The 11,017-nt window shown below is 64.0% G+C and carries 9 protein-coding genes; 4 read left to right on the top strand and 5 right to left on the bottom strand.

Annotated elements, in window-relative coordinates:
• Positions 1 to 228 precede the first annotated feature (228 nt).
• The 3 genes from ACVOKO_RS16860 to ACVOKO_RS16850 all read left to right on the top strand — a co-directional run bounded on the left by ACVOKO_RS16860 (position 229) and on the right by ACVOKO_RS16850 (position 2,588).
• Entirely contained in the window at positions 229 to 981 is a 753-nt protein-coding gene (locus ACVOKO_RS16860) for a COG4705 family protein (RefSeq protein ID WP_346500044.1), read from the top strand.
• Positions 982 to 1,084: 103 nt separating this feature from the next.
• Positions 1,085 to 1,915: a methylenetetrahydrofolate reductase [NAD(P)H] gene (gene metF, locus ACVOKO_RS16855; RefSeq protein ID WP_346500042.1), complete on the top strand. Its 831-nt coding sequence runs from the start codon at positions 1,085 to 1,087 to the stop codon at positions 1,913 to 1,915.
• 46 nt (positions 1,916 to 1,961) lie between these two features.
• Positions 1,962 to 2,588, top strand: coding sequence for a DUF4124 domain-containing protein (locus ACVOKO_RS16850; protein ID WP_346500040.1), 627 nt, complete (start codon positions 1,962 to 1,964; stop codon positions 2,586 to 2,588).
• Positions 2,589 to 2,614: 26 nt separating this feature from the next.
• Here the strand turns inward: ACVOKO_RS16850 and ACVOKO_RS16845 are convergent, their stop codons facing one another.
• The 3 genes from ACVOKO_RS16845 to ACVOKO_RS16835 all read right to left on the bottom strand — a co-directional run bounded on the left by ACVOKO_RS16845 (position 2,615) and on the right by ACVOKO_RS16835 (position 7,760).
• A complete protein-coding gene (locus ACVOKO_RS16845; RefSeq protein ID WP_346500038.1) occupies positions 2,615 to 3,559 on the bottom strand; it encodes a Nudix family hydrolase in 945 nt (314 codons plus the stop codon).
• Between the two features lie 358 nt (positions 3,560 to 3,917).
• Positions 3,918 to 6,629, bottom strand: coding sequence for a preprotein translocase subunit SecA (gene secA / locus ACVOKO_RS16840; RefSeq protein ID WP_346500036.1), 2,712 nt, complete (start codon positions 6,627 to 6,629; stop codon positions 3,918 to 3,920).
• 180 nt (positions 6,630 to 6,809) lie between these two features.
• Positions 6,810 to 7,760 (bottom strand): M23 family metallopeptidase, encoded by a 951-nt coding sequence (locus ACVOKO_RS16835; protein WP_057627480.1) that lies wholly within the window; start codon positions 7,758 to 7,760, stop codon positions 6,810 to 6,812.
• 12 nt (positions 7,761 to 7,772) lie between these two features.
• On the opposite strand from ACVOKO_RS16835, the gene ACVOKO_RS16830 reads away from it, so the two are divergent.
• Positions 7,773 to 8,207 carry a DciA family protein gene (locus ACVOKO_RS16830; protein WP_346500033.1) on the top strand — a complete coding sequence of 145 codons (435 nt, stop codon included), beginning with the start codon at positions 7,773 to 7,775 and terminating at the stop codon, positions 8,205 to 8,207.
• A gap of 224 nt (positions 8,208 to 8,431) precedes the next feature.
• Here ACVOKO_RS16830 and lpxC read toward each other — a convergent pair whose 3' ends face one another.
• Together lpxC and ftsZ are read right to left on the bottom strand one after the other, a co-directional pair.
• Complete coding sequence (gene lpxC / locus ACVOKO_RS16825; RefSeq protein ID WP_346500031.1) at positions 8,432 to 9,343, bottom strand: UDP-3-O-acyl-N-acetylglucosamine deacetylase; 912 nt, start codon at positions 9,341 to 9,343, stop codon at positions 8,432 to 8,434.
• A gap of 285 nt (positions 9,344 to 9,628) precedes the next feature.
• Positions 9,629 to 10,855 carry a cell division protein FtsZ gene (gene ftsZ, locus ACVOKO_RS16820; RefSeq protein ID WP_057627546.1) on the bottom strand — a complete coding sequence of 409 codons (1,227 nt, stop codon included), beginning with the start codon at positions 10,853 to 10,855 and terminating at the stop codon, positions 9,629 to 9,631.
• Positions 10,856 to 11,017: the final 162 nt, after the last annotated feature.

Here is an 11,017-nt window from a genome sequence, read left to right as displayed (position 1 = left end):
ATGCTCGGCAGGGGCTTTCCTGGTAGAGCCCTAGCCGAGCATGGCTCGGCTCTACCCAGTCAAAAGCCAACCCCTCCCCAGCCCTCCCCTTCGCTACGCGAAAGGGAGGGGGCGCAAGCTGCGGTCTGCTCCAACGGGCATGAACCCTCACCTCACCGCACACCTGTCTACGACGCGACTCCGACAACTGTCCTTCGACAGTAGCCACACACCCGCGCGGAAACCGCCATGTCCACCAGCGAAACGCTCAGCAAGGTTCCCGCCATCACCCTTGGCTTCTGGGCAATCAAGATCCTCGCCACCACCTTGGGCGAAGTGGGCGGTGACGCGGTCACCATGTCGATGAACCTGGGTTACCTGCTGGGCACGGTGTTGTTCGCCACCATCTTTGCCGGCGCTGTATTCGCGCAGATCCGCTCACCGTACTTCCGCCCCTGGATCTACTGGTTCGCCATCGTCGCCAGCACCACCGTCGGCACCACCCTGGCCGACTGCGTTGATCGCTCACTGGGCATTGGCTACACCGGCGGCACCACGCTGTTGCTGGGCCTGCTGCTGATCACCTTGCTGGTATGGCAGCGCAGCACCGGCAGCGTCTCTGTGAGCCAGATCGATTCGCCGCGCAGCGAGCTGTTCTACTGGCTCACCATCACCTTCTCGCAGACCCTGGGCACCGCCTTGGGCGACTGGGCTGCCGATACCCAAGGCCTGGGCTATGGCGGCGGCATTGCCTTGTTCGGCGGCCTGCTAGCGCTGGTTGCGCTGCTCTGCGCCAACACCCGCATCTCGCGCACTGCACTGTTCTGGGCCGCCTTCATTCTGACCCGGCCGTTGGGCGCGGTGGTGGGCGACTTCCTCGATAAACCGCTGGACCATGGCGGCCTGGCCTTGAGCCGCTATGCCGGCTCGGCCGTGCTGCTGCTGGCGATCGTTGCCTGCATCGCCCTGCTGCCGCAGCGCCCTGCCCGCCTGGCCCTCTGAGCTCCTTTCCGCCAGCTGATTCCCGTCTCGCCTGAAACAATTGAACATCCATCTTGATAGAGAGATATAATGGCCGGCAACCCGTCACAGCCGGCCGTTTCCGATGACCGCGATCAGCTTCGAGTTCTACCCGCCCAAGACCGACGACCAGCGTGCCCAGCTGGACCGCACCGCCACCAAGCTCAAGGCGCATGCGCCTGAATATGTGTCGTGCACCTTCGGTGCCGGTGGCTCGACCCTGAGCTATACCTCCGAGACCGTGCGCCACCTCAACCAGCACCACGGCCTGCAGGCGGCACCGCATCTGTCCTGCGTCGGCGGTACCCGCGAGGAGATCCGCGAGCTGCTCAAGCTGTACCGCGCCATCGGCGTGAAGCGCATCGTTGCCCTGCGTGGCGACCTGCCCTCGGGCATGGGCTTCCCCGGTGACATGCGCTACGCCTCCGAGCTGATCGCCTTCATCCGCGCCGAACATGGCGATGCCTTCCGCATCGAGGTGGGCGCCTATCCGGAAACCCATCCGCAGGCCAGCGATGCACTGGCCGACCTGCGGCATTTCAAGACCAAGATCGATGCCGGTGCGGATGCCGCCATCACCCAGTACTTCTACAACGCCGATGCGTATTTCCACTTCGTCGATGCCGCGCGCAAGCTGGGCGTGGAAGTGCCGATCATCCCCGGCATCATGCCGATCTCCAATTTCAGCCAGCTGCGTCGTTTCTCCGAGCAGTGCGGTGCCGAAATCCCACGCTGGGTCAGCAAGCGCATGCAGGCCTTCGGCGATGATGCCGAGGCAGTGCGCGAGTTCGGTGCCGATGTGGTTGCCAGGCTGTGCGAACGGCTGATCGCCGGTGGCGCACCGTCGCTGCATTTCTATACGCTCAATCTGGCCAAGCCTACCAACGCCGTGCTCGATCGCCTCTGCCGCAGCTGAGCAATTTTTTCTTCCTGCGCGCTCGGGCAACCGCTACGCTTGGCCGATGCGCCTGCTGCTGCTCCTGTTGCTTACCTGCTCCGCCCTGGCGGTGTTCAATGCGCGCGCGCAGCAGATAAACCGCTGCACCAATTCACAGGGCCAGACCGTCTACGGCGACAAACCCTGCGAAGTGATGGGCGCGCGCGCACGCCTGCTGCCCAACGCGCGCACCGCCGGCGGCAGCGGGCTATATCGCGACAGCTGCGCGCGGCGTCTCAGCGAACTGGTCGCGCAGATCCAATCGGCGGCCGACGCCCGCGACCCCAACCGTCTGTCAGGCATCTATCTGTGGAACGGGCTTTCCAATGCCGCCGCCACCCGGGTCATGGACCGGCTGGATGAAATCGTCCAGCGGCCGCTGATAGATATCGCACCGGTATTCCCGGAAGAACCCGCTTACGTGCCGGCGCCCACCGAACCGTTCACCTATACCGACGGCACGCCGGTCGATGCCACCCAGGACGGCGACAACAACTCTGATCCACAGGTGCATGTCATCACCAATGTGCGCACCGGCCCGCGCCGCCCCATCGCCTTGCGGCTGGAGCAGACCTTGCCACGCAGCGCCACGCCGACGCGGACCATCCTGCATCTGCGCCGCCAATACAACTGCTTCTGGATCACGCTGTAAGAGTGCTGCGTACTGCCTTCAGCGGCTCAACTCTGCGGCCATAGCGCGCGGATCGCCGCCACGCCCTGGCCACCGTGCCGACGCGCGGCTTCAACATCGCCCACGCCCATGCCGCCAATCGCGTAGATCGGCAGCGAAACCCGCTCGCGCAGCGCGACGAATGCGTCCCAGCCCAGGCCGGCGGCACCGGGATGGCTGGCGGTGGCCTGCAGCGGCCCCAGCACGGCGAAATCACAGCCCAATTGCTGTGCCGCCTGCAGCTGCGCCAGGTCATGGCAGGACGCCGCCACCGGCGATGATTCCGGCAACGGCCGTGCCTGCAACTGCAGCAGCTGCTCGCTGCCCAGGTGCACGCCAACGCCCAGCTCACGGGCCAGCGCGATATCGCGATTGAGCAGTATTTCAACGTGTTTGCCGAAGCGCTCCACCACGGTTCTGGCCAGCGCTTCGCGCCGTGCCGCCAGCGGCGTGCGCAGCTGGATGCGGCGAATGCCACTGGCGATGGCACCTTCCAGCGACGCCAACCAGGCGTCCTCGTTCTCGCCCGGTTCGGGAGTGACCAGGTAGTGGCAGGGCTGGCGCAGCGCCGCCACCACTGGCAGATCAGCCGGCGGCATCGAATAGCGCGACAGCTTGTCCGGCGTCACCCAGGTGATGGCCTGGCCTTCGCGGCCGCGCGCGGTGCCTTTCCAGTGCTGCACGCGGCGCACTTCCAGGCGCAGGCGCTTGTCCGGGTAGATCTGCGGCACGTCGATCACCCACTCGCCTACCTCGGCCTCGATGCCCAGTTCCTCGCGCAGTTCGCGGATCAGCGCCTGCTCGGAGGTTTCGCCTGGCTCGCGCTTGCCACCGGGGAATTCCCACAGGCCGGCCATATCGCTGTCGCCGGTGCGCCGGTTGAGCAGGATGCGGCCGCGCGCGTCGGTGATGACGGCGGCCACGACGTGGATTGAGCGTGAAGGGGATGTCATGGCCTGAGCATGCCGAAAACAGGGCGGTTGGTGCAATCGTTCGCTGAGCCCCGGTAGTGCCGAGCCATGCTCGGCGAGGGCTTTACCGGCGATGCATCGGACAGGTCACCGGCTTCGCGGCTGACGCCGCTCCTACAAGCTGGCCACCGGTAGTGCCGAGCCATGCTCGGCAGGGGGCTTGCCAGCGATGCGTCGGAAAGTTCATCAGCTTCGCGGCTAACGCCGCTCCCACAAAGCCCAACCGGTAGTGCCGAGCCATGCTCGGCAGGGGGCTTCACCGGTAATGCCTCTGCCGAGCATGGCTCGGCACTACAGGGGCAATGCTTAAAAAAAACCCCGCGCTTGGCGGGGCTTTTCATCAGTTCAGTTGGCCGTGGCAGTGCTTGTACTTCTTGCCACTTCCGCACGGACAGGGGTCGTTGCGGCCGACCTTGGGCGCGTTGGCCTCGTCGAGCACTTCCGCCGCTTCCTCGTCGGCGCTGTAGCCGCCGTTGTCCTGGTGCTGGAACTGCGACATCTGCAGGCGTGCTTCGGCCTGCTGGCGCTCCAGCTGCTCCATCGCCGCCACTTCTTCCTCGCTGCGCACACGCACGCGCGACAGCATGGTGATCACTTCGCGCTTGACGTTCTCCAGCATTTCCGAGAACAGCTCGAAGGCTTCCTTCTTGTATTCCTGCTTGGGCTGCTTCTGCGCGTAACCGCGCAGGTAGATGCCCTGACGCAGGTAATCCATGCGCGCCAGGTGCTCCTTCCAGCTCTGGTCGAGCACGGTCAGCATCACGTGCTTCTCCAGTGCGCGCATGGTCTCGGCGCCAACGGCCGCTTCCTTCTGCGCGAAGTGGGCGTCCATGAAGTCGATGACCTTCTGCGCGATGGCTTCGGCGTCGAGTTCTTCGTGCGCCTTGACCAGGCCGACCACGTCCATCTCCACGCCATATTCGCCTTCCAGCGTGGCCTGCAGGCCCTGCAGGTCCCACTGCTCGTCCACCGAGTTCGGCGGCACGAAGCGGGTCACCAGGTCGTAGATCACGTCGCCGCGGATGCCGTCGATGTTTTCCTTGACCGACTCGGCGTCCAGCAGCTCATCACGCTGGCCGTAGATCACCTTGCGCTGATCGTTGTTGACGTCGTCGAAGTCGAGCAGGTTCTTGCGGATGTCGAAGTTGTGCGCTTCCACCTTGCGCTGGGCCTTCTCGATCTGACGGCTGACCATGCGGTCTTCGATGACGTCGTCTTCCTTCATGCCCATCATGCGCATCGCCTTCTGCACCCAGTCAGAGGCGAAGATGCGCATCAGGTTGTCTTCCAGCGACAGGTAGAAGCGGGACGAACCCGGGTCACCCTGACGACCGGAACGACCGCGCAGCTGGTTGTCGATACGACGCGATTCGTGGCGCTCGGTGCCGACAATGTGCAGGCCGCCAGCGGCCTTGACCGCTTCGTGACGCTCCTGCCAGGCAGCCTTGACCGCAGCCTTCTGCTCGGCGCTGATCTCTTCGCCCAGCTCCTGCAATTCGGTTTCCAGCGAGCCGCCGAGCACGATGTCGGTACCACGGCCGGCCATGTTGGTGGCGATGGTGACCGAGCCCGGGCGACCGGCGTTGGCAACGATGGTGGCTTCGCGATCATGCTGCTTGGCGTTGAGCACTTCGTGCTTCACGCCGGCCTTGCGCAGGTGCTCGGACAGCATTTCCGAGGTTTCGATCGAGGTGGTACCCACCAGCACCGGCTGGCCGCGCTTGGCGCATTCTTCAATGTCCGCCAGCACCGCATTGAACTTGCCCTTGCGGTTGAGGAACACCTGGTCCGGGTAGTCCTTGCGCACGGTCGGCTTGTTGGTCGGGATGACCAGCACTTCCAGGCCGTAGATGCTCTGGAACTCGAACGCTTCGGTATCGGCCGTACCGGTCATGCCGGACAGCTTCTTGTACATGCGGAACAGGTTCTGGAAGGTGATGCTGGCCAGCGTCTGGTTCTCACGCTGTACCGGCACGCCTTCCTTCGCTTCCACCGCCTGGTGCAGGCCGTCGGACCAGCGGCGACCGGCCAGGGTACGGCCGGTGAATTCGTCGACGATGACCACTTCGCCGTCGCGCACGATGTAGTCCACGTCACGCTGGTAGATGGCGTGCGCGCGCAGTGCGGCGTTGAGGTGGTGGACGACGGTGAGGTTCTGCGCGGCGTACAGGCCGTTGTCGTTGTCGGCGCCGATGATGCCGGCTTCGCGCAACAATTCTTCGGCGTGCTCCATGCCCGCTTCGGACAGGAATACCTGCTTGCCCTTCTCGTCGACCCAGTAGTCGCCCTCGCCTTCCTCGGTTTCCTGCTTGATCAGGCTCGGCACCACGCGGTTGACGCGGATGTACAGCTCCGGGGAATCGTCGGCCGGGCCGGAGATGATCAGCGGGGTACGTGCTTCATCGATCAGGATGGAGTCGACTTCGTCGACGATGGCGTAGTGCAGGCCACGCTGGTAACGGTCGGCGCGGGTCAGCGCCATGTTGTCGCGCAGGTAGTCGAAGCCGAATTCGTTGTTGGTGCCGTAGGTGATGTCGCTGCCGTAGGCCTCGCGCTTGTCGCTGTGCGGCATGCCCGGGTAGACCACGCCAACGCTCAGGCCCAGCCAGTTGTACAGCTTGCCCATCTGCGCCGAGTCGCGGCGGGCCAGGTAGTCATTGACCGTGACTACGTGCACGCCCTTGCCTTCCAGCGCATTGAGGTAGACCGGCAGCGTAGCCACCAGGGTCTTGCCTTCACCGGTACGCATTTCGGCGATCTTGCCCAGGTGCAGCACCATGCCGCCGATCAGCTGCACGTCGTAATGGCGCATGCCCAGCACGCGCTGGGAGGCCTCGCGGCAGACCGCGAAGGCTTCGGGCAGGACCTTGTCCAGGGCTTCGCCGGCGGCGATGCGCTCACGGAACTCGGGGGTCTTGGCCTTCAGCTGGTCATCGGAGAGCTTCTGGATCTCCGGTTCCAAGGCATTGATCTTGGCGACGATACGGTTGAGCTGGCGAAGCTGGCGCTCGTTACGGCTGCCAAAAACGCGGGTAAGCAGGCTGTTGATCATTGAAGGAACCGGTTTGAATGAAATGCCGTGCGACCTGGCTCACCCCCTGGGTTCACCGGTCACAAACGAAACAGGGCGCAATGCGCCCTGTCGATGGCAACGCCTATTGTAGCTTGGGGCGGACGCTTGGGTTTCAAGCTCCCCGCAACAAGTCAGCGCCGGCTGACCTGCCGGCCCCCATCAGCCGCGGCTGAGACGCCCAACCGGGGTGTTGCCGCCCTCGCCGAGGAACTTGCGCGGGTTCATCACCGTGCCGTTCTGCCACACCTCGAAGTGCACGTGGGCGCCGGTGGAACGGCCGGTGGAGCCAGCCTTGGCCACTTCCTGGCCCGCACGCACCAGCCCGCCTTCACGCACGGTCAGGCGCGAGTTGTGGGCGTACAGGGTCTTGTAGCCGTTGCCATGGTCGATTTCGACCACATTGCCGTAACCGCCCTTCACCCCGGAGAAACTGACCACGCCATCGGCCACGGCCAGAACCGGGTCGCCGACACGGGCGTGGAAGTCCATGCCCTTGTGGTTGCCGGCACCGCGGCCGAACGGATCGGCGCGGCCGCCGAAGTTGGACGTGATGTAGGTGTTGCGGATCGGCATGCGCGACGGCACGGCGTTCAGCTCCAGCTGGTGATCGAACAGCAGCGATTCCATCACCGACAACTGCTTGCCTGAAGCAGCAAAACGCTGCTCCAGCACCTGTAAGTCGCTGTTTACCGCGCTCACCGGGATATCCTGGGTCGGGCCGGGCTCGCCTTCACCCATACCCGGGGTTTCCTGGAAGTCGAACTCGCCGTCTTCCAGCTTGCCCATCTGGGTCAGACGCTCACCCAGGGCATTGAGCCGGGTGGCCTGCGCCTGCAGCTCGCCGAGGCGGGCGGCCAGGGCGTTGACCTGGGTCTGCGCGTCAGCGCGTACCTTGGCCAGTTCCTGCTGCTGGTGGTCGACCTTGGACTGCAGGGCCGAGTCGCCAACCATGCCGATGGCCAGGCTGAGCGCCACGCCCATCAGGCAACCAACGCCGAGTACGCTACCCAACAGGGCTTGAGGGCGGTCCTCGAAAAACATCTGAACACGTGACAAGGGCGTCTTAGCCTTCTGTTCACGCGTTTTGATTACGATCTTTTTAAATGTCATTGAAGAATTCTTATGTCAGAGCCGAAATCCAGTGTTCGTTCCCGTTCCGCGCCCAAACAGGCGCTGGAAGCGGCGATGGCGGACAAAGCAGGAAATCCGCTGCGCCGGGCCTTGTGGCTCGATGCGATGGACCGGCAATTGCGCCCCCATTTGCCGCCGGCGCTGGCTAACCGTTGCCGGTTGGCCAATGTGGACGGCGAACACCTCGTTTTTCTCGTCGAATCGCCGGTGTGGCACGCCAAAGTAAGGCTTGCCGAAGACCAGCTGCTCGACGCGGCCCGATCCATCGGGCTGAAGGCCACTCGGGTGACCGTCAAGACTGCGACTGCGTCCGCGCACTCCCCAGTGCGTAACGACCAACGCAGTACCGCAGTAAGCGATGTCACGCATAAAGGACTGCGCGACGCCTTGGCCGCCCTGCAGGATGTGAAATCCACAAAATCCTGAAGGCCCCCGGGAACCTCATCGGCCCCGGTCTCCAATTTCACGTCCCTTGGACATAATTGGAGGCCGCAGGAATCCTAGCCGCGGAATGCAGCGAAGGAGTTAGTCTTTTGTTAATTAGTTGTTAAATTCAGACTTGAACCCCGATGGGGTTCACAAATTGATGACAATTAGGACTAGTCGTAGCCTTTGCGGCCAATTCTCTTACGACCTGGTCAGTCTGGAACTCAGGCGTAGGCCGGGACGCCGTACAGCACCGGATCGGCAGCGACCGGTGAGTCATAACTGGCCCATTCCCAGGCGCTCTGGTCGGCCAGCAGGGCCCGCACCAGCTTGTTGTTGAGCGCGTGGCCGGACTTGAAGCCCTCGTAGGCACCCAGCACCTGGCCGCCGGCCAGGTACAGGTCGCCGATGGCGTCGAGGATCTTGTGGCGCACGAACTCGTCGGTGTAACGCAGGCCGTCGTCGTTCAGCACGCGGAATTCATCAAGCACGATGGCGTTGTCCATCGAACCGCCAAGGCCCAGGTTGCGCTCACGCATGTACTCAAGGTCGCGCATGAAGCCGAAGGTACGGGCGCGCGAGATTTCCTTGATATAGGCCGCCGAGGAGAACTCGATCTCCACCCGCGACTGCTTGGCCGGGATCATCGGGTGATCGAACTGAATGGTGAAGCCCAGCTTGTAGCCCTCGTACGGCTCGAAACGGGCGACCTTGTCGCCCTCGCGCACTTCCACCGTCTTGAGGATGCGCAGGAAACGCTTGGCCGCGCCCTGCTCGACGATGCCTGCCGATTGCAGCAGGAATACGAACGGACCGGAGGAACCGTCCATGATCGGCAACTCGGCCGAGGACAGTTCAACGATGACGTTGTCCACGCCAAGGCCGGCCAGCGCCGACATCAGGTGTTCAACGGTCTGGATCTTGGCGCCTTCACAGGTCAGGCCGGTGCACAGGGTGACTTCGGTGACCAGGTCGGCACGCGCCGGCACTTCCACCACCGGGTCCAGATCCACCCGCCGGAACACGATGCCATGGTCGACCGGCGCCGGACGCAGGGTCATATAGACCTTGTCACCGCTGTGCAGGCCAACGCCGGTGGCGCGGATCGTGTTCTTGAGAGTGCGTTGCTGGATCATGTGTATGTAAGGCCGGAGGGGCCGCGCAGGCGCAGCCAGGGGGACAAACAAGAATAACACGCGTTAACACGCGCCCTTTGCAACGCCAAATTTGGCCGTCAGCTTCCGTCCAGTACCGAAAATATCGCCGGGCCGGCCTTGGCCCGGCGATAAAGGACATGGTATTTCCGCCGGGGTGGACAGCCCCGACGTCTCAGCTGTGTACCCAGGGCCAGCCGTGCCCGGACCACGGCGCCGTTGCCGGCGCACGCGATGACCGGGCCTCAAGCGGCCCCTGCTAGCGCATCAGTCAGCCTGGCGGCGCAGGAACGCCGGGATGTCCAGGTAGTCGTTCGGCAGCTCTGCAGCGGCCGGCGACGCCGACGAGGTGGAAGCAGACACGGTGTCCGAACTCGGACGACGCAGGCCCATGCCCATGGTGTTGCCCACGGCCTTGGCCACGGCGTCGGCCGGGCTTTCGTACTCTTCAAACTCGGCCTGGCCGGTGGTGGCGTTGCGTACCAGCTTGATCGGGCCGCGTTCGCCAGGACGCTGCGCGTTCTTGGCAACGGCACGGTTCAGGCCGGTGGCGACCACGGTCACCTTGATCTCGTCACCCAGGTCCGGATCGATCACGGTACCGATCACCACGGTGGCGTCTTCCGAAGCGAAGGCGTGCACGGTGCGGCCGATTTCGTCGAACTCGCTCATGGTGATGTCGGTGCCGGCGCTGATGTTGACCAGCACGCCATTGGCGCCGGCCAGGTTCACATCGTCCAGCAGCGGGTTCTGGATCGCGGCTTCGGCAGCAGCCTGGGCGCGGTCATCACCGCGTGCGGTACCGGTGCCCATCATTGCCAGGCCCATTTCCGACATCACGGTGCGCACGTCGGCAAAGTCGACGTTGATCAGGCCCGGACGCACGATCAGATCGGCGATGCCCTGCACGGCGCCCTGCAGCACGTCATTGGCAGCACGGAAGGCCTGCACCATGGTGGCGTTGCGGCCGAGTACGGTGATCAGCTTTTCGTTCGGGATGGTGATCAGCGAATCGACGTGCTGGCTCAGCTCTTCGATGCCCTTCAGTGCCACCTGCATGCGGCGACGGCCTTCGAACGGGAACGGCTTGGTGACCACGGCCACGGTCAGGATGCCCATTTCCTTGGCCAGCTGTGCCACCACCGGCGCAGCGCCGGTACCGGTGCCACCGCCCATGCCGGCGGTGATGAACACCATGTCCGCACCCTGCAGGGCGTCCATGATGCGCTCACGGTCTTCCAATGCGGCCTGGCGGCCGACTTCCGGGTTTGCGCCTGCGCCCAGACCCTTGGTTACGTTGGTGCCCAACTGCAGCTGCAGCTTGGCGCCACAATTTTTGATGGCCTGCGAGTCGGTGTTGGCGGTGATGAATTCCACGCCATCCACGCTGCTGTTGACCATGTGCGCCACGGCGTTGCCGCCGCCGCCGCCCACGCCAACGACCTTGATCACCGCGTTCGGTGCCATCTTTTCAATCAGTTCGAAATGCGCCATGTCCATGTCCTCTCTATTGCCGTGATTGGGTCGAGCATCCGGGAAGAATCCTTCTCCTTCTGCGCCCGCCCGCACCGGCGAGTTGTTTTAGGTATACCGCTTCGGGTTGCCCCTGCACGGTGGTTGTTGCCTGCTTCAATGACTGCGTTACTGCACTTCGTC

The organism is Stenotrophomonas sp. STEN240 (assembly GCF_056756175.1).
Note: the sequence above shows the minus strand (reverse complement) of the source record. Positions and strands in the feature narration are given on the sequence as shown.